Here is a 24,863-nt window from a genome sequence, read left to right on the forward strand (position 1 = left end):
GAACACTTCTACCTGAAGGATGAGGGTGGCTGGTTCGATGAGGAACTCCGTCGGGAAGATCGCTCACGAGAACGTCGCTCACGCTTTGATTTCAAGGCACTGAGGGGCGAGGAGATGCCATACACACACACTCTTTTCTAATTCCTAAGTGCTGTAAGATTTAGGCAATTCAATCTACAGTTTACGGATCAAGATTCCTTAATTTGCGGTCAAAATCTCTTCTAATTCATCTTTTCTAGGCTGGCTAAACAAACTCAGCTAAGTGCGATGAAGAAGGGAAAATCGCATCCTGACGTACCCGTAGAGATAATCAAAAGCCCAGACTACAAGAATCGCATCGCTTCACATTGAAGCCGCGCCATATCTGACCAATGTAGGCGGCAGGACGCCGGAATCTACTGCAACTGAATTTACTTTCACCCCTCGCTCTTAAAAGTCCTAAAAGCGAAGTTATTGCTGCGCTGCATCTTGATTCGATGCAGCGTCTTTTTCCGGTGTTTTCGTCCGATTGTCATCGTGAAGACGAATCAAGGGAGACTTCTTGAGTTTCTTCACTCCACTAAGAACCACCAATGCAAATAGCGTTCCAATCAGACTCATTCGCCATAATCCACAGCCTGCGGCTGCTCCCAATCCAGCCGCCAACCAAATAGTTGCGGCGGAAGTTAGCCCCTTGACTTCGGCTTTTCTAAGTTTTTGATGAGATTGTTGCAGAATCATTCCCGCACCCAAGAACCCAACTCCCGTAGCAACGCCTTGGATGGTACGACTCAGAGCATTGGAAGAAGAAAAGGTATTGTCACCATCCACCTGCAAAGGAATCATTACAAATGCGGCAGCGCCTAAGCTAACTATCATGAAAGTTCTCAAGCCAGCAGGTCTACCAGGCTGCTGGCGGTTCATGCCAATCGCACCGCCAACCAGTAGTGCAGTGGTAAGCCTAAAAGTTACACTCTGCCAATCGCTTGGGCTAAGAAACATCGAACTCATTGCTGGAACTCCCAGAACAACTAGAATACCGATCCCTCAGTCCCCCAACGTACTGATTGAAAACTGGGCTATGGTACTCCAGTTACTTGTGACTGGCTAGGCGATATCTTCCCGATTTCACAGTAACTACGGTAATTCACTCGATTTACTGTACTTTAAAAATCAATTTAGGTTAAGAATCGGTTAAAAGCAACCATAAAACTAAACTGGCGATCGCTCTCTCCGTTTGCAGAGAATGTAGGGGCACCTCTGGTGGGTGCCCTACCTGGAGTGATGTCACCTCCCAGAGGTGCCATGAATGTTTTTACTGCGCGATCGCAAATAAAATAAATGCGATCGCTTCTTGCATCAAAGTATTAGCACTAAGTATTAGCACTAATGCACTGATACAACGACTCCAACCGTTGGTTTAAACCAGAACTGGATAATCCTGAATTTCCGGTTCTCGAAATAACGGTGTACTCAGATAACGTTCGCCAAAACTGGGTTGCACCATAACAATCAAACGACCTGCATTCTCTTCACGTTTAGCAATCCGAATTGCAGCACCTAAAGCAGCTCCCGCAGAGATACCCGACAACAACCCTTCTTCTCGACCCAAGCGGCGACCGTAATAAATCGACTCCTCATCCGTAACAGCAATCACTTCATCGATTAGCTCTGTTCGGAGAACTTCTGGGATGAATCCAGCACCAATCCCTTGAATTTTATGCGCTCCCGCCTGACCTCCAGAGAGAACTGGACTGCTAACTGGTTCTACAGCGATCGCTTTAAAACTCGGTTTTCGTGCCTTGATGACCTCAGCCACTCCCGTCAGCGTGCCACCTGTCCCAATTCCCGCAACCAAGAAATCTACTTCACCGTCAGTATCAGCCCAAATTTCCTCGGCTGTCGTTTCCCGATGGATTTGGGGATTGGCTGGGTTGCGAAACTGTTGCGGTACAAAAGCATTCGGAGTTGTCGCCGCAATTTGTTCGGCTCTAGCGATCGCTCCCTTCATGCCTTCAGCGCCAGGAGTCAGTTCCAGTTGGGCACCATAGGCTTTGAGCATCGCCTGCCGTTCTTGGCTCATTGTCTCTGGCATCGTCAAAATCAAGGCGTAGCCTTTCGCCGCCGCTACCATCGCCAGTGCAATGCCAGTGTTGCCAGAAGTCGGTTCAATGATAATCGTTTTTCTCGGCTGAATTAGACCCGCTTCTTCAGCAGCTTGAATCATGCTGACGCCAATGCGGTCTTTTACTGAAGCGGTCGGGTTCATCCCCTCCAACTTCGCAACAATTCGCGCTACACAGCCTTCAGATTGCGGAATCCGATTCAGCTCAACCAGAGGCGTATGACCAACTAATTCCGTGACATTATGAGCAATTCGCATCTTTACTACTCCGCCAAAGTTAGATGTAAAACATGGACTCAACTGTTGACTTTCATCCCATTTCGAGAGCAGATCCTGTAACGTCTCGCACTGCAAGACGGCGTGAAGCGATCGCCCGTAGCGAATCGCTGTTCTTGTCGCTTCCTGTCAAATTTCCTGAATCATAAAATCTTCAAGGGTTTGCGAAGCAGCTGGACTCAAGGGTTCCAAGCACCTCTCACACCGTAATTCGCTGGGGTTCCTCCGCCAACAAATACCCAGATGAAAGCGCCTTGTTGACTGAGGACTAAGCCGCAGCGCCACAACGTCATCAACACCTGCCTAAATAGCAGTCTAGTATTTGTTGACCGACAGCAATGTGGTCTATTTGCAGGAAGTCTCCCAGCTTCTGGTGGCTGGCTAGTTCTAAGACCAACAAAGCGTACCTCACCTTCCAGGACAGCTCCATCGCGTGGGATTATCGACAGCCAAGAACGTTTCCCAGTATACTACGGTTTGCCGATAGGAATTATGCACTTTTAGGGATTGTTTTTGCAGATAGGCTATGGCATACTCCTAACTTATGAAGAAATTACGGTATCCCTACCGAATTACAGGTAATTTAATTGTGCCTGCTGTCCATCTAACACTTGAAGGGAGAAGCGGCCCTTGCTGAAGACTGCGATCGCTGATTTCCAAATAATTTTTCAGCGCGACCCAGCGGCACGCAATTGGCTGGAGGTGCTGTTCTGCTATCCAGGCTTACAAGCACTTTTCTTTCATCGGGTGGCGCACTGGTTTTATTGCCTTGGGTTTCCCTTCATTCCTCGCTTGATTTCCCACTTGGCTCGTTTCTTCACGGGAGTTGAAATTCATCCAGGAGCCAAAATCGGCAAAGGCGTTTTCATCGATCACGGCATTGGCGTTGTGATTGGAGAAACTGCAATCGTGGGAGACAACGCTCTGATTTACCAAGGCGTAACGCTCGGTGGTACTGGCAAAGAAATAGGCAAACGCCACCCAACCTTAGGAGAAAATGTCGTAGTGGGAGCGGGTGCGAAGGTATTAGGAAATATTCACATTGGAAATAGCGTCCGTATCGGTGCCGGTTCCGTTGTTTTGCGGGATATTCCGTCTCATTCCACGGTAGTTGGCGTTCCGGGTCGAATTGTCCGCCGCAAAGATAATTTGGATGCTTCCGTTAACAATGAAAGCCTGCAAGATCCAGAAGCGGAAGTAATACGGGCTTTGTTTGACCGGATTCAATTTTTAGAGGAGGAAATTGAATCGTTAAAAATTCAAAGAAAGGTACCCGTTGCCATGCACGCTAGCCTTCAGAAGGCGATCATTTCAAATGCTTCTAATCGGCTGATTACGGAGTTCCTCGACGGGGCAGGCATTTAGATAATTTTAGATAATTTAAAACTTCAACACTGTTTTTTAGTAAGGCAGGATGGGGTTATTCCCAAAGTACTGAACCAACGCTTAAATTTACAATTCACTCAGGTTGTCTCGAAGCGATCGCTCTTGTTTTTTAACGGCTGCCAAAAGTTCGGCATTTTGGAGGATGACTCCAGCTTGATTATTAAAAATTTGCATATATTTTTGATCGCTGTCATCAAAACTAGCCCTAAAATATTCCGGAGCTTCCTCTTGTAGAAATGCCAACTGATCGGGACTTTCATATTCTGGAAAGTCTCCTTGCTTTCTTTTATTCACTAATTGAGTCACGCCAATCAAATCACCATCGGGGCTAAAAACTGGCATACATAGTAAGCTACAAGTGCGATAACCTGTCTGAAGATCGGTTTTTTTGGCTGTCTCCGAATCTGGGCGAGAATATAAATCAAAAGGAATATTCAAAGGCTCTCCAGATTCGGCAACTTTGCCAGCATAACCTTGTCCTACTTTCACCCGCAATTCTTTTACCGAGCCATCGTCAAAGGGAATCTGCGTCCACAATTCACCAGGCTTTTGATCTAAAATCCACAAAGTACTGCGGTCGGCATTCATCAGTTTCTTAGCTGCTTCCATCACCCGTTTGAGAATTTCTTGAAGATCCAAACTGCTTTGATTCACTGAACGAGCTGCTGCCATTAATGCGGCTGCCACTCGTTGCCCTCTAGCCGTTTTATGATAAGAGCGGAAGCTTTCTAAAATCATTTGAACCATTGGGGCATTTTCCGCAAATCGTTCTTCATCTGCTTTGGTAAAGCCCTGTCGATCGATTCTTTCTGCTAAGGATGTAGTCCGATCGCCAAATCGCTTTAATTTGTTGAGTAACTGAATAACTGCGACTAAATTTCCCTGCTCATTTAAGAGTGGCAACGCCAACATTGTATAAGTGCGATAGCCGTTTTTTTTGTCTTGCTCTTTTGCTGCATCAGAGCGAGGATCGTCATAGAAATCGAAGGGAATATTGATAACTTCTTTGCGGGCTGCCACTTCGCCCACAATTCCTTTATTAGCAGGTATCCGAATTTCTAAAGAACCATCTCCATCGGCTTCGGCGATAATTGACCAAAATTCATGTTTGTCTTCATCTAATAAAAAGATACTCGTGCGGTCGGCACTCAAAGATTTACCCATTTTTAGAGTAATCGAACGCAAGGTGCTATCTAAAATATCATCAAAACCCTGGTTATCCATGACACTATTGAGCATCGCCAGAGTTTGACTGACCACATTTTTTTGTTGAGATTCTGCCTCTTGTTTGACGCTGGCAAATTTCTGGGCATTTTGCAGAGCCACCCCCGCTTGAGAGTTAAAAATCTGCATATATTTTTCACTATTCCCATCAAAACTAGCCTTGAAGCATTCGGGGGCTTCGGGCCAATGATCTGGGTTATATTCTGGAAAAACACCCGGTTTCTTTTTATTCACTAATTGGGTAACACCCAGTAATTCACCATCAGGGCTGAAAACGGGCATACACAGTAAACTACAAGTTCGATAACCCGTCTTCTGATCTGTTTTCTTCGCTGTCTCCGAATCAGGATGCTCGTACAGATCGAAGGGAATATTTAAAGTTTCTCCCGATGCAGCCACTTTGCCAGCGAAACCTTGCCCTACTTTGACTCGCAAGTCTCGAACAGAACCGTCCTCAAAAGGAATCTTTGTCCATAGTTCATTTGCCTCTCGATCTATTAGCCAAAGCGTGCTGCGATCGGCATTCATCAGTTTTTTTGCCGCATCCATGACGCGACCCAAGACTTCTTCAGAATCGAGGCTGCTTTGAGAGAGCGATCGCGTTGCTTCTGTCAGTGCTTCTGAGGCTTGTAGTCTTTGGGTTAATTTGTAACAATACTGACATCTTTCTAGAATTCGTCGAATTGCCGGAGCATAGTCAGCAAACTGTTTTTGATCGGCTTCTGTGAAACCGTATTTATCAATTCTTTCTGAATAGCGAGCTTGTGGATTATTCGGCTGCTTTAACTTATTCAGTAATTGAACAACAGCAACTAAATCCCCCTGCTCGTTTAATATTGGTAAAATTAACTCGTTGTAGGTGCGATATCCCTTATTTGTATCTGATTCCTCCGCTTCCAACTCAGCGGGATCGTCGCAAAAACTAAAGGGAGTGCTGACAAATTTTTTGAAATATGTTAATCGTCCTTTAGTTTCTTTATTTGACAAAATTTGAAGTTCGGGATGATTTCCGTCTTCATGCCTAGCAATAATTGACCAAAGTTCACTTTTTTCTTCATCTATAAAGAAAACTGTTGTGCGATCTACACTCAGTAGTTCGCCCATTTTTAAAGTAATAGAACCTAATATTTCTGAAAGAATATCATCAAATGTTTTGCCTTCCATCACGCTAAGCATCGATAGAAGTTTTTGTTCTTGGGTAGCAACAACTTGCATGAAGTCGGCGTGCATATCCGCTAACGCCTTGTTTACCCACCTGTCGTTAAATACAGAGGCATAAATGCGGTTACATACCTTTAACTTCCCTTGCCGCTTGACAATTACTCCTGATAGTAGTATTTCGATTTGTTCTGGACTTTCGTCAAATGCTAATTCATCTTGTTGCAAAATTAACTGATAGATATCTAGTAGCGCACGGCTGCGCTGTCCAATTCGGAGAATGCGATCGCGTATCGTCTTTAGATGCGGTGGTTCATCCATTGCTTCCCAACTCTCGATGATCCGCGAGCGCACTAATCTCTCAACCCAATCTGGGATTTGGCTAATGGGTAATAAGTTTTGCTCTGCTTGTTGAAGGACTAATTTACAAAGTTTTTGGGTAAGAAACGGCTGTCCTCCCGTCCAATCTAATACCGCTTTTAGCACTTCTTGAGGATTGCTAATTTTCCCGGCTAACCCCCCCGCTAAAAGCTGCGCTTCGTGTAATTGAAAGCCATATAATTCAACCGCCCGACCGATATTAAAAGGAGTCCGGTTTTTATCTTGCATCAAATCAGAGGGACTCGCTACTCCTAGCAAGGCAAAAGTCAGACGTTCGTATTCATTGCAAGCGCGAATAAACGCAAAAAAGTCATCAGTCTTAAAATTTAAGCTAAGGACGTTATCAATTTCGTCGATAAAAATAACAATTTTCTGACTGACTGATGTTAGCAGCTCTTGTTCGATAAATTCACTCAAGCGCTGTACCGGAGGTAAAAAAGCGCGATCGCGCAACCAACTCTGTAAGTTAATCTTGTCTGAAAGCTGGAAACTCGTCACCAACCGCCGCATCACTCCGGCATACCACTGATCCGGCGTAATATCTTGGCTCCCAATTTTCGTCAAGTCTATCGCTGCACAGGCAAATCCTTCCGCTTGCAACTTGTGCATCGTTCGCACCCGCAAGCTAGTTTTCCCCATCTGTCGAGAATTCAACACATAACAAAACTCTCCCGCCTTCAACCCTTCGTAAAGGTCAAAATCTGCCTGTCGCACTACATAAGTAGGAGCATCAAGCGGTAAATGTCCACCCACTTTGTAGTTATAGGCTAAGTTTGGCTCTTGACTCATAAGGGGTTCTGATTGGGTAGAAAACACCATGCTTCTGACAAATGAGTTTTTTGTGAGTAATGAATAACTGATCTATACTTTTAGCTAACAGTTATCTAAAATTTGCCTAAGAGATAGCTCAACTATTAACTCAACTAATCCCTATTAATTTTTAGTTTTTAATTGACATTTTTAATTGACAAGCGATCGCTAAAATATTGCCGATATAAATCGAAGCGCGGCGTAACATAATTGCCCTGCAACTGTACCAGCCCCATACTATGCAATTTAAATGCTGGCACCGACTCTAATTCAATGGGTGTGTCTGCCATCACTACTTTAGCGAAAGCATCTGCTAACTCTGGATGTTGTTGCAGATTCCATAAATGTCTTCGCAAATGATCATCGTAAAGTCCCGCCTCTGTGGGTGCAGTTTCTAACAGTTGATCCAGCGTAATCGTTTGCTGCGCGATATGATAAAGCGCCAATCGGACTAAATAAGGATGTCCACCAACTAGCCTCATTAATTGCTCAACCTGCGTTGCATTCAAATTCAGTCCATGCCGCTGAGTTAAATCTTGCACCTGTTCCGGGCTAAAGTCCGGTAACTCAATCGGCAACCCTACATTAAACGGGGATTGATTGACATTCAGAGGGATATAAACTTCCGTTGAGTGTACCACCACCAGCCGGAGTTGTTGCCAGCGATCGCTATCGCCATTCCCATAGCCAGCTTCCTCGTACCAAGCCCGCAACAACCCAAAAAAATCGTCAGCAATTTTGGGATATTGAAAAACCCGATCCACTTCATCTAACCCTAATACTAACGGACTGTCAGATGCTGACAGCAAACAATCCTCAAAATAAATCGTGCAATTATCTTTACTACCAAAAGTATCCGTCCAATAATCATCTAATTGATGAGGAAGGCGCAGCTTTCGAGAAATTCGGGCACAAAACCACCGCAAAAGTTGATTTAAATCTGTAAAAACTGCCGTATCCGCGTGCTGAAAACTCAACGGTACCGTCCGATAACCTTGCTCGTTTGCTCGATAAAGAATCCTCGCCATCAGCGAAGTTTTCCCCATCTGTCTCGGTGCCTTGATCCGAATCAAAGCGCCTGGTTGCAAAATCTCCTTGTAACACTGAGTTTCATAAGGAACTCGCTCTACATAAAACGCAGAAGCCAGACGCACCTGACCATTGGGTAACTCTGGTTCTGCTACTGGCAGGGGTGCATCTGAAGAATGCAGGATGACGGATGTCCCTTCATCCTCCTGGGAAATTAAAGGAGTTAGGCTTTCAGGCTTCTCTAGAGATGAATCGATTGATTCCTCAGGTATCCCCACGGATATCCTAGTTAAATCTGCCTCTACAACGCCGGACTCCACGCTTCTTGCCAGTAAACTCAGAATTTTTTGCACAATACTTGGAGTGTCAGCAGGCGAGTTCCACTCAAATTGTTCATTTCCATCAAGATAGCTGCGTAAATCGTGATTTAGCGGAGTATTCGAGGGACAATTAACGCGAATTGTTAGCACGGCTGGCTTATTCTGAATAGAGCGCAATTCCTTCGCTCGTCGCAACTCTTCGATCGCCATTTCACTTACCGCCGTCTGGGGAGAAATTAGCAGCAAAAAGTAGTCGCATTGCTGTAACTCTGTATCAATTTGAGAGAGAAGAGGCGGCGCTGACCATCCGATTTTTTCTGAGGAATGTCTCTGACCCTCGCCTTTCTGGACATCCCTTGTAGGTGCGCCTACACTCGCCATAAAGGCTGTGTATCCAGAAGCATTCAGGGTTTCGTAAAATTGAGTTGCTAGTCCCCTATCTGGCTCCTGTGCGCGGTGCGAGATAAAAATTCTCTTCGTAAATACTTCTACCTCTTTTTGGGAATGGTTCTGGTTCCCGTTCGGTGGTAGTTCTGCTGAGTGCGACTCCTGCTTCTGAGCGCGTTCTATTGCCCCTTTGAAATTTTTTTTGCTAACTCTTTCCTCCAAAACTACCGAAAGCTTCTTCCATAATTTATAGCCAACATCTTTTTCTACATATTGAGGATTCAAAGGATAAATATCTTCATAAGTTTTTCCTTCCCAAGATCCTAGAAATATTTCCCTTTCCAGATCGTTTAAGTGCTTTCCTGTTTTAACAAAAATTAAATCGTCTATAAATTTTAATGCTTCGTTAATTTCCATGCTTGCTTGAAAGGGCTATTTGATAACAACTTTAGGTGTTCAGAAACTTCTTTTTTATCGTTTTCTTTTTGCTCTAGCGAAGAAAGTGTATAGCTCAATTAAGGCTAGTGCGTCTTTCGCGGTTTCTTAAAAACAGATTAAAAATCGAGCAAATTTGCTATATTTAACATTTAATAAATTTTGCAACCTGATTCACATAGGAAGGTTCATTTTAGAAGACTGAGCGATTAAATTTACATAGCGTTCTCAGCTCTTGTCAATAAAAATACTGAGCAGCTTTATCTGAAAATAGGAACTGATAGAATCAAAGGCTTATTTAAAATTGCACCTTGCGTATATTTGATAACTTTTTATAAGTGCAACCAAACAGTAAGCCTAGGATTACTTCCTATTATAAAAATGTAGCTGCCACAGCCCGTCGATGGCAATAAAGCGGACAAAACTCCCCTGAGCCAGGGACTCCTTCTTTCTAAGCTCTAAGGGAATCCTGATGGCTGAGTCTAAAGCGTAACCCTCTCCTGCTATTAATCTTGTTACACCTATTAGAGAATGCCTGAAAAGTCCTAATTGAGACGCTTAAACGGTAGAGATATCCCTTGCATCCCCGCGAAGCAGCGCGGATGCGCGAAAGGGATGTGCGATCGCGCATCCCTTTCCCACATCCGTGCCGCTACACGAACGCTAACGCTAGAAAAAAGGGCAACTTTTGACACTTCTCAGAGATTTTATTAGCTTTACTGGCACTATACTGGCGATTTTCTCTTTCTCCTCCTTGTTACTAGAGTAGCGGCGCTCCCATCGCAGCAATTCGTCGGCTCTGTTGCAGGCAATTACTGAAATGGTATTACACCATCTTGAGAAACCTTGGGAAAGTGCAAGCAAAAACAATCTCCTATAGCAGATAACAGAGGAAAGACTAGAGATTTCCTGAACTTTCCTGGGGTTTCCTGAATTAATTAGGTCTGATGTGTAACAGGGGTTAGCCAAACTGAATGCTCTCGTGTCTTCAGTTTTGCTGTAGCCTGAAAAACACTCAGAACTTCTGAGCTTTCCTGGTTGCGGTCTGCATAAAGGTAAGTGAAACTACTGATAGAAGTAGCAAGTAAGCGTGTTTTAATTTAGAAAATGAATAAAATTAAACGCCCTAGAAGAGTAGTTTTAGGCCAATCAGTAGACGCTTCAAAATTTTAATCAATTTATAACAATTGATTTTCTTTAATTGAATTTTCTAAATGCGCTCTCAATTTTATCAGGGGACTAGAGATGTTTAATCCCACAATGGTGATGATCGATACCTTCGTTGAACGCCTGCGAGCTGCCTATTGCCGCACTTACGGCGGTCTTAAACCAGACTACCCTGATATCATCGTCTGGGCTGGAAACATGGCTCTAGAAAATATTGCTAACAGCGACGCCCTTTATCACAACGTCGAACACACCATCTTTGTCACCTTAGTGGGACAAGCAATTCTGCGAGGCAAACATATCCGCTTTGGGGGAGTGTATTGCGAAGATTGGTTGCACTGTATCATTTCTTTGTTGTGCCATGATATTGGCTACGTGAAAGGAGTTTGCCTGCAAGATCGACCTAGTGAAAGGGTGTATGCCACAGGTATCGACAACTTGCTCATTTCGCTGCCAACCGGATTAACCGATGCTAGCCTTACACCTTATCATGTAGATCGCGGAAAACTGTTTATTGAGGAGCGTTTTGGCGGTCACAAACTGATAGATACAGAAACAATCAAGAACAATATCGAGTTAACTCGTTTTCCTGTGCCAGCAGATGCAGATCATCAAGATACTAATAACTTTCCAGGCTTAATTCGTGCCGCCGATTTAATTGGTCAACTTAGCGATCCGCGCTACTTGCAAAAAATTAGTGGATTGTTCTACGAATTTGAAGAAACTGGGGTGAATAAAACCTTGGGTTACAAAAATCCTGGAGATTTGCGGAGAAACTACCCGAAGTTTTACTGGAATGTCGTATATCCTTACATCCAGGATGGATTACGCTACTTAGAGATGACGCAAGAGGGAAAGCAAATATTAGCAAACCTCTATGCAAATATATTTGTGGTAGAACACGAATAGATTTTATGCTCAAAATTCATGCTCAAAGTTTAGCGTTGCTGACAATTGAATGACCATTAAAATTGTGTAGTAGCACCTCTTGTGGGTACTACTACACAATTTGCTTTGTTTTTGGGATACTCTGCTGGGAGAGAGGATGCGATCGCATCCTCTCTCCCTTGCCCTTAGCGCCTACCCCTCAACTCAACTGATTCTTGATATATTAATGACTGACACAGCGACCTTGTACTCATAAACTCAAACAAGTCTCCGAACACAAGCATCTACGCACCACTGGTTAGCGACAACGCGGCTGTTGAATGATAAGTAGCAATGCTCAGCCTGCGTCTTGTAACGAGAAGTTAACACGTTTGAGTCGCCCAAAAGTATTCAAAAAGGGTCGCAGTGCGTCAGAATCATCATTGATATGACAGAATTTTGAACCCGTTACTCAGGCTGCGACAAAAAGTAACCATCCTCGAAGGATAAAGCTATGCCCACTGCACCGGCAACCCCCGATACCGATAATCTCGATGCCAAACAGCTCCTGAGAACGCTCGTAGCTGTTAAAAAAGGTGACTTTTCTGTCCGGATGCCGATTGACCAGACTGGCATGGCGGGGAAAATTGCCGATACGCTCAACGACATCATTGAGATGAATCAGAGGATGGCGACTGAGCTAGAACGGATCAGCACGGTTGTTGGGAAAGAAGGAAAAATCGCCCAGCGTGCTTCGATTGGAACGGCAGGGGGTTCCTGGTCAGCAAGTGTAGATTCTGTCAATACCCTAATTACAGATTTAGTTCAACCGACCGCTGAAACTGCTCGCGTGATCCGGGCAGTTGCCAATGGCGACCTATCTCAGAGAATCGCACCGGAGATTGAAGGGAGAGCCTTGCAAGGGGAATTCCTCCAAACCGCACAGGTCGTCAACACGATGGTGGATCAGCTTTCCTCCTTTGCCTCAGAAGTCACACGGGTAGCCCGTGAAGTGGGCACGGAAGGCAAGCTGGGCGTGCAAGCAGAAGTGAAGGGCGTCGCAGGCACCTGGAAAGATTTGACCGATAACGTCAACTTGATGGCAGGAAATTTGACCGCGCAGGTGCGGAACATCGCCGAAGTGACGACTGCGGTAGCAAATGGCGACCTTTCTAAGAAAATCACCGTCGATGTCAAAGGCGAGATTTTAGAACTGAAAAACACCGTCAACGTCATGGTGGATCAGCTGAACTCCTTTGCCTCAGAAGTCACGCGGGTTGCCCGCGAAGTGGGTACAGAAGGTAAACTGGGCGGTCAAGCAGAAGTTCGCGGCGTTGCCGGAACCTGGAAGGATCTCACCGATTCGGTGAACTTGATGGCGGGGAACTTGACAGCGCAGGTGCGGAACATTGCAGAAGTAACGACGGCAGTAGCAAATGGCGACCTTTCCAAGAAAATCACGGTTGATGTCAAAGGCGAAATTTTAGATTTGAAGGACACCATCAACGTGATGGTGGATCAGCTGAACTCGTTTGCCTCGGAAGTCACACGGGTGGCGCGTGAGGTGGGTGCAGATGGGAAGTTGGGCGGTCAGGCAGAAGTGAAGGGAGTTGCCGGAACTTGGAAGGATCTCACTGATTCGGTGAACTTCATGGCGGGAAGTTTAACCTCCCAGGTGAGGAACATCGCAGAAGTGACGACGGCGGTGGCAAATGGCGACTTGTCGAAGAAAATTACCGTCGATGTGCGCGGGGAAATTTTAGAACTAAAAAACACCGTCAACACGATGGTGGATCAGTTGAACTCCTTCGCCTCGGAAGTGACGCGGGTGGCGCGAGAGGTGGGTACGGAAGGGAAACTGGGCGTACAAGCAGAAGTTGGTGGAGTTGCCGGAACCTGGAAGGATCTCACCGATTCGGTGAACTTGATGGCGGGGAATCTAACCGCGCAGGTGCGGAACATCGCGGAAGTGACGACGGCGGTAGCAAATGGCGACTTGTCGAAGAAAATTACTGTCGATGTCAAAGGGGAAATTTTCGAGCTAAAAAACACCGTCAATATCATGGTGGATCAGCTTTCTTCCTTCGCTTCGGAAGTAACGCGGGTGGCGCGAGAGGTAGGCGCAGATGGGAAGCTGGGTGGTCAGGCGGAGGTGCGGGGCGTTGCCGGAACTTGGAAGGATCTCACCGATTCGGTGAACTTCATGGCGGGTTCTTTGACCGCACAGGTGCGGAACATCGCGGAAGTGACGACGGCGGTTGCCAATGGCGACCTTTCTAAGAAAATTACCGTCGATGTTAAGGGCGAGATTTTAGAGCTAAAAAACACCGTCAATACGATGGTGGATCAGCTCAATTCTTTTGCCTCAGAAGTGACGCGGGTGGCGCGAGAGGTGGGAACGGAAGGGAAACTGGGCGTGCAAGCAGAAGTGCGAGGCGTTGCCGGAACCTGGAAGGATCTCACCGATTCGGTGAACTCGATGGCGGGGAATCTAACCGCACAGGTGCGGAACATCGCGGAAGTGACGACGGCGGTAGCGAACGGCGACCTTTCTAAGAAAATCACGGTTGATGTCAAAGGCGAAATTTTAGAGCTGAAAAAGACGATCAACACGATGGTGGATCAGCTTTCGTCCTTCGCCTCAGAGGTGACGCGGGTGGCGCGAGAGGTGGGTTCGGAAGGGAAACTCGGCGTGCAAGCAGAAGTGCGCGGCGTTGCGGGTACGTGGAAGGATCTCACCGACTCGGTGAACTCGATGGCGGGGAACCTCACCGAACAAGTGCGAAACATTGCGGAAGTGGCAACTGCGATCGCAAATGGCGACTTATCCAAGAAAATTACCGTCCAAGTTAAAGGCGAAATTTTAGAGCTGAAAAACACGATCAATATCATGGTGGATCAGCTTTCGTCCTTTGCCTCAGAGGTAACGCGGGTAGCGCGAGAGGTGGGTTCGGAAGGAAAACTCGGCGTGCAAGCAGATGTACGAGGGGTTGCCGGAACCTGGAAGGATCTCACCGATTCGGTGAACTTCATGGCGGGTTCTTTGACTGCACAGGTGCGAAACATTGCCGCCGTGACGACGGCGGTGGCGAATGGCGACTTATCCAAGAAAATTACCGTCGATGTCAAAGGGGAAATTTTAGAGCTGAAAAACACCGTTAACACGATGGTGGATCAGCTCAACTCGTTTGCCTCGGAGGTGACGCGGGTGGCGCGCGAGGTAGGCACGGAAGGAAAACTCGGCGTACAGGCGGAGGTGCGCGGCGTTGCCGGAACCTGGAAGGATCTCACCGATTCGGTGAACTTCATGGCGGGAAGCTTGACCGCGCAGGTGCGGAACATCGCCGAAGTGACGACGGCGGTGGCGAATGGCGACTTATCCAAGAAAATTACCGTCGATGTTAAAGGCGAGATTTTAGAGCTGAAAAACACGATCAACACGATGGTGGATCAGCTCAACTCGTTTGCCTCGGAGGTAACGCGGGTAGCGAGAGAGGTGGGAACGGAAGGGAAACTGGGCGTACAAGCGTATGTCCGGGGGGTTGCTGGAACCTGGAAAGATTTGACCGATAACGTCAACTTGATGGCGGGGAATCTAACCGCACAGGTGCGGAACATCGCCGAAGTGACGAAGGCGGTAGCAAATGGCGACCTTTCTAAGAAAATCACGGTTGATGTCAAAGGCGAGATTTTGGATCTCAAAGACACGATCAACGTGATGGTGGATCAGCTTTCCTCCTTCGCCTCAGAAGTCACGCGGGTGGCGCGAGAGGTAGGAACCGAAGGGAAATTGGGCGGTCAAGCGGAGGTGCGCGGCGTTGCCGGAACCTGGAAAGATTTGACCGACAACGTGAACTCAATGGCGGGGAACTTAACCGCGCAAGTGCGAGGCATCGCCAAAGTGGTGACGGCAGTTGCCAATGGTGACTTGAAGCGAAAACTGATGCTGGAGGCGAAGGGAGAAATTGAAACCTTAGCCGATACGATCAACGAGATGATCGACACGCTGGCAACGTTTGCCGATCAAGTCACGACAGTGGCGCGAGAGGTCGGAATTGAAGGGAAGCTGGGAGGACAGGCGAAGGTGCCTGGTGCTGCCGGAACCTGGAGAGCGCTAACCGACAACGTGAACGAACTGGCAGCGAATTTAACTACGCAGGTACGAGCGATCGCAGAAGTCGCGATCGCTGTAACCAGAGGCGACCTCACCCGGTCGATTTCCGTCGCCGCACAAGGTGAAGTCGCCATCCTCAAAGACAACATCAACCAGATGATTGCCAACCTGCGGGAAACAACGCAGAAAAATACCGAGCAAGACTGGTTGAAAACCAACCTCGCCAAATTTACCCGGATGCTTCAGGGACAGCGAGATTTGGAAACCGTCTCCAAGCTCATTCTCTCGGAACTCGCTCCTCTGGTATCCGCGCAACACGGTGTGTTTTACCTGATGGAAAGTGGCGAGCAACATCAGGCATTCCTGAAACTCCTGAGTACCTATGCCTACCGCGAGCGCAAGCATCTCGCCAATCACTTCCATTTAGGAGAAGGCTTGGTGGGACAATGCGCCCTGGAAAAAGAGCGGATTCTGCTCAGCGAGGTGCCGGACAACTATATCAAGATCAGCTCTGGCTTAGGGGAATCTACGCCGCTGAATGTCGTCGTGTTGCCCGTCCTTTTTGAAGGGCAAGTAACGGCAGTGATTGAACTCGCTTCTTTCCGACGATTTAGCGAGATTCACCTCACCTTCTTCGATCAACTCACCGAAAGCATTGCCATCGTTCTGAACACGATCGCGGCTTCGATGCGTACCGAAGAGTTGCTCAAGCAGTCCACCGCACTAGCAGAAGAACTCCAAACCCAGCAGAAAGAACTCACAGAAACCAACAAGCGACTGGAACAACAAGCCAAATCACTCCAGGCATCCGAGGAACTGCTCAAGAATCAACAGGAACAGTTGCAGCAAACCAACGAAGAACTGGAAGAGCGATCGCGCTTACTCGCCATGCAAAACCGCGAAGTCGAGCGCAAGAATCGAGAAATCGAACAGGCAAGACAGTCGGTGGAGGAAAAAGCCGAGCAACTGGCGCTCACCTCTAAGTACAAGTCGGAATTCTTGGCGAATATGTCCCACGAACTGCGGACTCCACTAAATAGCTTGTTGATTTTGGCTCGTCTACTTTCTGATAATCCAGAGGGTAACCTGACGCCGAAGCAAGTCGAATATACCCGCACCATTCATTCCGCAGGCACCGATCTGTTGGGACTGATTAACGACATCTTGGATCTGGCAAAAATTGAATCGGGAACGATGTCGGTTGACATCGATCAGATGTTATTTACCGATTTGCGGAGCCAGATGGAGCGAACGTTCCAGCAAGTGGCGCACGACAAAGGACTCGCCTTTACTGTGGAATCCGACGAAAGACTGCCCAAGGGAATGTATACCGACTCGAAACGGTTACAACAAGTCCTGAAGAATCTGCTCTCGAATGCCTTTAAATTTACGGATCAGGGTGCAGTCCGATTACGAGTCGAGCTAGCGACAGGCGGCTGGAGTTCCGAACAGGGGAGTTTAAATCGCGCCCAGACCGTCATTGCTTTTGCCGTCAGCGACACAGGGATTGGGATTGCACCAGATAAGCAGAGAATTATTTTTGAGGCTTTTCAGCAGGCGGATGGAACAACCAGCCGCAAATACGGCGGGACGGGTTTGGGCTTGTCAATCAGTCGAGAAATTGCCCGACTGCTGGGCGGAGAAATTCGTCTGGTGAGCAGTCCGGGACAGGGAAGCACGTTTACCCTCTATTTGCCGCAAGCTTATCAAGATGGGGCAGCAGGAATGAGTCCGGAAGTGCGAAGTATCCTTCCAGGAGCGAGGAGTCCCGTCGCCCCCAGTACCCTCGCACCCAGTATCCCTCAGACCCTTGATGTTCGACCGGCGATTCCATCGGCAACTCCACCAGCAACTCCACCAGCAACTCCACCAGCAACTCCACCGGCGAATCGAAACGACGGCGTTCGTTCCTCCAGTCTCGGAGAGGCAAGTGTCGCCGCGAGTCCCTACCCGCGTTCTGCACACATGGCTGACATTAGCGATGACCGGGACGATATCCAAGCGGGCGATCGCGTGTTGCTAATTGTGGAGGACGATATCAATTTCGCCCGGATCTTGTTAGATATGGCACGACAACAGGGCTTCAAAGGGCTGGTGGCGTTGCGAAGCGATACAGCTCTGGCAATGGTGCGAGAATATCAGCCGGATGCGATTACTCTAGATATCCGGTTGCCGGTGATGGATGGCTGGACGGTGTTAGACCGTTTGAAGCACGACCCAGGCACTCGTCACATCCCCGTGCATATCATCTCCGTCGAAGAAGTCCAGCAGCGCAGCTTGCAACAAGGAGCGATCGCTTATCTACAAAAACCTGTCAGCAGCGAAGCGTTAGCGCAGGCGCTATCTGACATTAAGGGATTTGTCGAGCGCCCCGTGAAGAACTTGCTGGTCGTAGAAGATGATGAAACTCAACGCCACAGCATTGTCGAGCTAATCGGTAATAGCGACGTGCAGACGACGGCGGTAGGCACTGGAACAGAGGCACTCGAAGAGCTGAGAACCGGGCACTATGATTGCCTGGTACTAGATTTGGGACTGCCGGATATGACTGGATTTGAGTTGATGGATCAAATAAAACAGGAGCCTAGCCTGACGACACTCCCGATCATTGTTTATACCGGCAGGGAATTAACCAAACAACAAGAAACCGAACTCAAGCGCATTGCCGAGACGATTATCATCAAAGACGTGCGATCGCCAGAACGTCTTCTGGATGAAACCGCCTTGTTCCTTCACCGAGTGCAGGCAAATTTACCCCGCCCGAAACAACAAATTCTGGAACAATTGCATCAAACCGATCCGGTTCTGACTGGCAAGAAAGTTTTGATTGTTGATGACGATGTGCGGAATATCTTTGCCCTCACCAGTATGCTGGAACTCCATCAAATGGAAGTGTTGTATGCCGAAAATGGCAGAGATGGCATTGCGAAGTTGCAAGAACGCCCCGACATTGATATTGTCCTGATGGACGTGATGATGCCGGAAATGGACGGTTACGAAACCATGCAAGCCATTCGCCAACTCGATTCATTCGCAACACTACCGATGATCGCTCTCACCGCCAAAGCCATGAAAGGCGATCGCGAAAAGTGTATTGAAGCGGGTGCGTCCGACTACATCACCAAACCTGTGGATACCGAGCAATTGCTCTCCCTGCTTCGCGTCTGGCTCTATCGATAAGGCAAAAGAAAAAAGGCAAAGAAGCGGCAAAAGTTCTTGCTGTTTCTTTGTCTCTATTTCTTTTACCTTTCTACTTTTTACTTTTTACTGTATGAACACGCCCAAAAATAGCAGCGAACTTGAAGATATTGAAATTCAGTTGCTATTGGAGGGCGTGTATCGTTACTACGGATTTGATTTCCGAAATTATGCTCCCGCTTCACTCAAGCGCCGCATCTGGAATGCGATTCGTGCGGAGCATTTAAGCAGTGTATCCGCGCTTCAGGAAAGAGTCCTCCACGATGCAAACGCGATGGAGCGATTTCTGCTCGGTCTCTCCGTCAACGTGACCGCCATGTTCCGCGATCCGACCTTTTATTTAACATTTAGAAATAAAGTTGTTCCCTTATTGCGAACATATCCATTTATTCGGATCTGGTGTGCAGGTTGTTCAACTGGAGAGGAAGTTTATTCAATCGCAATTTTGTTGCAAGAAGAAGAGCTTTATCACCGTTGCCGCATCTATGCAACCGACATGAATGAGATGGTATTAAGAAAAGCTAAAAGTGGCATTTTCCCCCTCCATTTAATGCAGGAATATACTCAGCATTATCTCAAAGCAGGCGGGATTAAGTCTTTTTCGGAGTATTATACCGCTGCTTATGATAGCGCTATTTTTCGGGCCTCACTCAAAGAAAACATTATTTTTTCTCAACATAATCTAGCGATTGATGGTTCTTTTAATGAATTTAATGTCATCTTATGTCGCAACGTCCTAATCTATTTCAATCCATTTCTTCAGGAACGGGTTCACAATCTTTTGTACGATAGCCTTTGTAGATTTGGGATTTTAGGATTAGGTCGTCAGGAATCCCTGAAAACCACTCTATACGAAAAACACTATGAGGAGTTAGAAAATCATGAAAAGATTTACCGAAAATTGGCTTAATTAAAACTTTCTAATTACAAATTACACATAAATGCAAGATTTCCCAAATCAATGGAATAAAAAGGAGGTGAACATTTTTTAGGTCAAGAGTAGTAGGTAATTGGAAATCCTTCACTACCCACCCGTTTTATTGAGTTTTGCCCATCTACTGATTCATGGTGAGTATGACTTTTGATATTGTTGTTGTCGGCACATCATTAGGTGGGTTACAAGCTTTAACCGTAATGCTCGCAGGTCTACCAAATACTTTCCCAGCGGCTGTGGTTGTCGTCCAACACCGTCACAAAGCCTCTGATAACACGCTGAGCTTCTTTCTCCAGCAGTACAGCACTTTGCCGGTGGCGGAAGCGGAAGATAAAGAAGAAATTCTGCCTCGACGGGTATACCTAGCTCCCGCTGATTATCACTTACTGGTGGAACCCCGACAGGCATGGGGACACCGCCAAGGTCGGTACGGAGGCATCGCCACATTAGCACTCTCCACTGAGGCTCCTGTATGCAATGCCCGACCGTCGATTGATGTGCTGTTTGAATCGGCAGCTGATGCTTATGCACAGAGAGTTATCGGGGTGATTTTAACCGGAGCAAGTCAGGATGGAGCGAAAGGCTTGGCAAAAATTAAAGCACGCGGCGGACGGGCTATAGTACAAGAGCCTGCAACAGCAGAAAGCCGGATTATGCCAGAAGCCGCGATCGCATCTGTAACGGTAGACTGGATTGTGCAGCTCCAAGACATTGCCCCTCTTTTAGTCAACCTTTGTCAATCGGCTGTGAGGTGAAAAAATCAGATATGTGACGCCAAAGCCCTAGTAGCTCAACAGCCGAATCTAGACACATCAAATCTTCATCTAAAAACCCTGGATTCTGGTTTCTAAAATTTGTAACTTTGGATAGTGGTATCAATAGCGAAACAGTGACAGGCTCGACAAAGCCGCTCAAACAAGTCCCGACCTTCCAGAAAATGCAGCCCGAAGAAATAGTTAACGTCCTCCTTGTGGACGATCACCCAGAAAATTTACTGGCTTTGGAGGCGATCCTGGGCAGCCTCGGTCAAAATTTGGTCAGAGCTACATCGGGCGAACAAGCCTTGCGATGTCTGCTTGAGCGGGATTTTGCCGTGATTTTGCTTGATGTCCAGATGCCCGGTCTAGATGGATTTGAGACGGCAAAGCTGATTCGACAACGACAGCGATCGCGCCACACGCCGATTATTTTCCTAACCGCATTTAGCAGCAGCGATTCTCTGGTTTTCAAAGGTTATTCTCTGGGTGCAGTAGATTACCTGCTGAAACCGCTGGAGCCGGAAATATTAACCTCCAAGGTGGGGGTGTTTGTTGACTTATTCAAGAAAACCGCAGAGGTGAAACGACAAGCGGCACAACTGACTGCTGTTAACTTAGAACTTAAGCAAAGTGAAGAGCGTTTTCGCTCGTTAAGTGCCTGCTCGCCCCTAGGCATTTTTATGACCGATATTGAAGGGCGCTGTACCTACGCAAATCCGCGCTGCCAAGCGATTTGTGGCTTAACGCCTAATGTAGAAACGGGAACTTTAGCCTCGCTCTACGAAGAAGGCTGGTTGCAGTCGGTACATCCAGAAGACCGCGATCGCGTCTATAGACATTGGTCTACTTGCATGAGCATCGGTCAGGAATGCTCCAACGAGTTTCGCTGCCAAACTCCGGAGGACATTGTGCGTTGGGTTTACCTGCGCTCCTCCCCGATGCTGACCGATACCGGCGAACTTATCGGTCATGTCGGCACCCTAGAAGACATCACCGAGCGCAAAGCCGCAGAGGAAGCCCGCGCTCAGATGATCCGCGAACAGGTGGCACGACAGGAAGCCGAGGCGGCAAACCGGATTAAAGATGAGTTCCTCGCCACCCTGTCTCACGAACTCCGCACTCCCCTCAACTCGATGCTGGGTTGGACTCAACTGCTCCGCAGTCGCAAGTATGATGAAAAGACGACAGCCCGTGCCCTGGAAACGATTGAGCGCAACGCCAAGTTACAGGCGCAACTGATTGAGGATATTCTCGATGTCTCGCGGATTATTCGCGGGAAGCTGCGGTTAAATATCTGTCAAGTTAATCTTGTACCCGTGATTGAGGCGGCGCTGGATGCGGTTCGTCCGGCGGCTGAGGATAAAGGGATTCAATTGGAAAGCGTACTCGATCGCGCCGTGGAACTGGTTCCTGGCGATCCTAACCGCTTGCAGCAAGTTGTTTGGAATCTACTCTCCAATTCGATCAAGTTCACGTCTTCAGGGGGAAAGGTGCAGGTGCGCCTTTTCAAGGATGGCGATCGCGCTCAAATTAGCATCAGCGACACCGGCGTGGGCATCAGCCCAGATTTTCTCCCCTATATTTTCGATCGCTTCCGTCAAGCAGATAGCACCACCACCAGGCGCTATGGTGGATTGGGACTCGGTTTGGCAATTGTCCACAACTTAGTGGAACTGCAAGGCGGCACGATTGAGGCAAGAAGTGAGGGAGAAGGGAAAGGGTCAACATTTATCGTGAAGCTGCCAGTAGTATCCGATCAGCTCAAGACTTGCGATTTGGAGTCTATCTCTTCAGGTAAAAAAGTCGCGATCGCGTCTCCTCCCTCTCTGGAAACGTTGCAGGTGTTGGTGGTGGATGACGATACGGATACCCGCGATTTTTTGAGGGCGGCGCTAGAACAATACCACGCTCAAGTGACGGCTGTGGCATCGGTTCAGGAAGCGATGCAAGCTCTAGAACACTTAAAACCCGATGTACTGGTGAGCGACATTGGAATGCCTAATGAGGACGGTTATGGCTTGATCCGCAAAGTTAGAGCTTTGGAATCTCAGCGAGGAGAAACGAGCATTCCCGCGATCGCGCTGACTGCTTATGCCAGGGGTGAGGAGCGATCGCAGGCACTCGAAGCAGGTTTCCAGGTACACCTGCCTAAACCCGTTGAGGCAATCAAATTAATTGCTTCTGTGGCAAACTTGGCGGGGCTGAGTACAAAGCTCGCAGACGTGTAGCAATCTCTAAACCAATCGTTCTTTCAATCAGGCGATTTCTATAACGAGATTGCTTGCTAGCCGCACGGCTGTAAGCGTTGGTTAGGCGATAGATATCCCGCGATGGGAGCAGGACTATCTGTTCGCGCCGATCGTCTTGTCGAAGAAGTCGAACGTCCGGTACAGCGCCTTGAGCGACGCTTCGCGTGTCTGCTTGTAGGTCGATCCGATGAAGCTGTGACCCATTCCCATACAAAAAAAGGCATAAAAAAAAGGAGAGCCACTTGGGCGACTCTCCCGATCATCAGGGTGCATCTACTAAACAAAATATATCACTTGGGGATGAGGGGTGTCACCCCTTATTTTGTTTTTTTCGTGAAGTTTCCTCGCTTTTATGTGAAGTGAAGACGAAGATAATTGTCAACATAAATCAGGCAAAGGGTTGTGGGGCAAATGTAGCAGATACGTATTTCTGCGAGCGATCGCCTGCACATCCGCTACATTTTCTACCAGCACCCGTTGCCTGGGCTTCAGCCTTGCGGAGTAGGTTTTGACGACTCCGCAAGGCGGTATATTTTGGCTTGTCTAACTAACTGTTCAACTTCTTAGCCATCATTTGGTTCGTGAGTTTCGGGTCAGCTTGACCTCCTGTTTGCTTCATCACCTGCCCCACAAAGAAACCCAACAGCTTAGTTTTACCGCTGCGATACTGTTCCAGCTCTTTGGGATTTGCCGCTATAACTTCATTGATGATTTTTTCCAGCTCACCCTTGTCAGAGATTTGCTTGACTCCTTTGCTCTCTACCAGTTCTTTCGCAGAACCCCCTTTAGACAGCAACTCTGGCAGAATCTCTTTAGCGATTTTGCCGCTGATAGTTCCGTCTTCAATTAAGGAGATGAGTTCCGCGAGGATCTGGGGTTTGAGGGCAATTTCAGCGATATTCAGTTTAGCGGTGTTGAGATAGGCAGAAATATCACCCATCACCCAGTTAGCCGCTTGCTTGGGATTCGCCTTGGCAGAAACCGCCGCTTCAAAATACTCCGACACCGATCTATCGTCGGTTAGGACGCGGGCATCGTAAGCAGACAAACCCAATTCACTTTCGTAACGATGACGTTTTTGCGCTGGCAGTTCCGGCAGTTCCGACTTCCACTTAGATAATTGCTCAGCGGAGACTTGTATGGGAGTTAGGTCGGGTTCTGGGAAGTAGCGGTAATCGCTAGAGCCTTCCTTCTTCCGCATACTCACTGTGCGTTGGCTACCTTCCTCCCAAAGCCTGGTTTCTTGAATAATTCGCTCGCCGGATTGGATGGCTTCAATTTGCCGGTCGATTTCGTACTCAATCGCCCGTTGGATGGCGTTGAAGGAGTTCATATTTTTGATTTCGACCTTCGTGCCAAACTCCTTCTGACCAACCGGACGCACGGAGATATTCACGTCGCAGCGCAGCGAACCTTCTTGCATATTGCCATCACTGACGCCCAGATAGCGGACAATCCGGCGCAGTTCTTGGGCATATTCAGCAGCTTCAACCCCCGAACGGATATCCGGTTCGGAGACAATTTCTACTAAGGGAATGCCGGTGCGGTTGTAGTCTACTAAAGAATAGGTAGAACCAGAGAGTCTTTCACTACCCGCATGAACCAATTTTCCAGCATCTTCTTCCATGTGCAGACGAGTGATGCCAATCTTTTTGCGGATGGGGTTGCCATCTGCGTCAGTTAACTCAATCTCCAGCCAACCATGTTCGGCAATGGGCAAATCGTACTGAGAAACTTGATAATTTTTGGGCAGATCGGGATAAAAATATTGCTTACGGTCAAATTTGCTATAAGGAGCGATCGCGCAGTTGAGAGCCAAACCAGCTTTAACCGCGTACTCCAGCACCTTTTGATTCAGCACCGGCAATACTCCAGGCATTCCCATACACACTGGACAGACATTCTGATTGGGCGTCGCACCAAATTCGGTGGAGCAATTACAGAAAATCTTGGTTTCGGTACTGAGTTGACAGTGAGTTTCCAGACCGATAATAGCTTCGTACTGAGTTTTAACCGGAGCAGCAGTCGTCATGAGCTTACAGAGTGCAGATAATTGCAACACTTCG

General features: G+C 47.6%; 13 protein-coding genes. 7 read left to right on the plus strand and 6 right to left on the minus strand.

Annotation, left to right across the window (positions count from 1 at the left end; translation table 11 throughout):
• Positions 1-450: 450 nt before the first annotated feature.
• The 3 genes from H6F52_RS08400 to cysK form a co-directional block, all read right to left on the minus strand.
• On the minus strand, positions 451-990 hold the full coding sequence (locus H6F52_RS08400) for an MgtC/SapB family protein (protein WP_190533639.1): 540 nt from the start codon (positions 988-990) through the stop codon (positions 451-453).
• A gap of 167 nt (positions 991-1,157) precedes the next feature.
• Positions 1,158-1,286 carry a hypothetical protein gene (locus H6F52_RS26040; RefSeq protein ID WP_277877695.1) on the minus strand — a complete coding sequence of 43 codons (129 nt, stop codon included), beginning with the start codon at positions 1,284-1,286 and terminating at the stop codon, positions 1,158-1,160.
• Between the two features lie 113 nt (positions 1,287-1,399).
• On the minus strand, positions 1,400-2,362 hold the full coding sequence (gene cysK / locus H6F52_RS08405; protein WP_190533643.1) for a cysteine synthase A: 963 nt from the start codon (positions 2,360-2,362) through the stop codon (positions 1,400-1,402).
• 32 nt (positions 2,363-2,394) lie between these two features.
• Here cysK and H6F52_RS26045 point away from each other — a divergent pair, with 32 nt between their 5' ends.
• Both H6F52_RS26045 and cysE read left to right on the plus strand, forming a co-directional pair.
• Positions 2,395-2,529, plus strand: coding sequence for a hypothetical protein (locus H6F52_RS26045; protein ID WP_277881920.1), 135 nt, complete (start codon positions 2,395-2,397; stop codon positions 2,527-2,529).
• 481 nt (positions 2,530-3,010) lie between these two features.
• The gene (gene cysE / locus H6F52_RS08410) at positions 3,011-3,745 is read left to right on the plus strand and encodes a serine O-acetyltransferase (protein ID WP_190533645.1); all 735 of its coding nucleotides are present in this window, start codon (positions 3,011-3,013) and stop codon (positions 3,743-3,745) included.
• Between the two features lie 87 nt (positions 3,746-3,832).
• Here cysE and H6F52_RS08415 read toward each other — a convergent pair whose 3' ends face one another.
• Complete coding sequence (locus tag H6F52_RS08415) at positions 3,833-7,318, minus strand: GAF domain-containing protein (RefSeq protein WP_190533648.1); 3,486 nt, start codon at positions 7,316-7,318, stop codon at positions 3,833-3,835.
• Positions 7,319-7,476: 158 nt separating this feature from the next.
• Positions 7,477-9,492: an AAA-like domain-containing protein gene (locus H6F52_RS08420; RefSeq protein WP_190533651.1), complete on the minus strand. Its 2,016-nt coding sequence runs from the start codon at positions 9,490-9,492 to the stop codon at positions 7,477-7,479.
• A 1,263-nt stretch (positions 9,493-10,755) separates the two neighbouring features.
• On the opposite strand from H6F52_RS08420, the gene H6F52_RS08425 reads away from it, so the two are divergent.
• The 5 genes from H6F52_RS08425 (at position 10,756) to H6F52_RS08445 (ending at position 22,776) form a co-directional block, all read left to right on the plus strand.
• Positions 10,756-11,586 (plus strand): Npun_R2479 family HD domain-containing metalloprotein, encoded by an 831-nt coding sequence (locus H6F52_RS08425; RefSeq protein ID WP_190533654.1) that lies wholly within the window; start codon positions 10,756-10,758, stop codon positions 11,584-11,586.
• Between the two features lie 472 nt (positions 11,587-12,058).
• Entirely contained in the window at positions 12,059-18,838 is a 6,780-nt protein-coding gene (locus H6F52_RS08430; protein ID WP_190533657.1) for a HAMP domain-containing protein, read from the plus strand.
• Positions 18,839-18,929: 91 nt separating this feature from the next.
• A complete protein-coding gene (locus H6F52_RS08435; protein WP_190411949.1) occupies positions 18,930-19,766 on the plus strand; it encodes a protein-glutamate O-methyltransferase CheR in 837 nt (278 codons plus the stop codon).
• Between the two features lie 164 nt (positions 19,767-19,930).
• Complete coding sequence (locus H6F52_RS08440) at positions 19,931-20,545, plus strand: chemotaxis protein CheB (protein ID WP_190411999.1); 615 nt, start codon at positions 19,931-19,933, stop codon at positions 20,543-20,545.
• 182 nt (positions 20,546-20,727) lie between these two features.
• Positions 20,728-22,776 (plus strand): response regulator, encoded by a 2,049-nt coding sequence (locus H6F52_RS08445; RefSeq protein ID WP_190533788.1) that lies wholly within the window; start codon positions 20,728-20,730, stop codon positions 22,774-22,776.
• A 568-nt stretch (positions 22,777-23,344) separates the two neighbouring features.
• On the opposite strand, the gene gatB is transcribed toward H6F52_RS08445, so the two are convergent.
• Positions 23,345-24,829, minus strand: coding sequence for an Asp-tRNA(Asn)/Glu-tRNA(Gln) amidotransferase subunit GatB (gatB, locus tag H6F52_RS08450; protein WP_190533660.1), 1,485 nt, complete (start codon positions 24,827-24,829; stop codon positions 23,345-23,347).
• Positions 24,830-24,863 lie beyond the last annotated feature (34 nt).

Origin of the sequence: Coleofasciculus sp. FACHB-542 (assembly GCF_014695825.1) — a bacterium.
In the GTDB taxonomy this organism is placed as follows: domain Bacteria; phylum Cyanobacteriota; class Cyanobacteriia; order Cyanobacteriales; family FACHB-T130; genus FACHB-T130.

Excerpts from the sequence above, each read along its gene's own strand:
- H6F52_RS08415 (WP_190533648.1), bottom strand. The coding sequence starts at position 7,318 with ATGAGTCAAGAGCCAAACTTAGCCTATAACTACAAAGTGGGTGGACAT.
- cysK (WP_190533643.1), bottom strand. The coding sequence starts at position 2,362 with ATGCGAATTGCTCATAATGTCACGGAATTAGTTGGTCATACGCCTCTG.
- H6F52_RS08435 (WP_190411949.1), top strand. The coding sequence starts at position 18,930 with ATGAACACGCCCAAAAATAGCAGCGAACTTGAAGATATTGAAATTCAG.
- H6F52_RS08445 (WP_190533788.1), top strand. The coding sequence starts at position 20,728 with ATGCAGCCCGAAGAAATAGTTAACGTCCTCCTTGTGGACGATCACCCA.
- H6F52_RS08440 (WP_190411999.1), top strand. The coding sequence starts at position 19,931 with ATGACTTTTGATATTGTTGTTGTCGGCACATCATTAGGTGGGTTACAA.
- H6F52_RS08420 (WP_190533651.1), bottom strand. The coding sequence starts at position 9,492 with ATGGAAATTAACGAAGCATTAAAATTTATAGACGATTTAATTTTTGTT.
- H6F52_RS08400 (WP_190533639.1), bottom strand. The coding sequence starts at position 990 with ATGAGTTCGATGTTTCTTAGCCCAAGCGATTGGCAGAGTGTAACTTTT.
- H6F52_RS26040 (WP_277877695.1), bottom strand. The coding sequence starts at position 1,286 with ATGGCACCTCTGGGAGGTGACATCACTCCAGGTAGGGCACCCACCAGA.
- H6F52_RS08430 (WP_190533657.1), top strand. The coding sequence starts at position 12,059 with ATGCCCACTGCACCGGCAACCCCCGATACCGATAATCTCGATGCCAAA.
- H6F52_RS08425 (WP_190533654.1), top strand. The coding sequence starts at position 10,756 with ATGTTTAATCCCACAATGGTGATGATCGATACCTTCGTTGAACGCCTG.
- H6F52_RS26045 (WP_277881920.1), top strand. The coding sequence starts at position 2,395 with ATGGACTCAACTGTTGACTTTCATCCCATTTCGAGAGCAGATCCTGTA.
- gatB (WP_190533660.1), bottom strand. The coding sequence starts at position 24,829 with ATGACGACTGCTGCTCCGGTTAAAACTCAGTACGAAGCTATTATCGGT.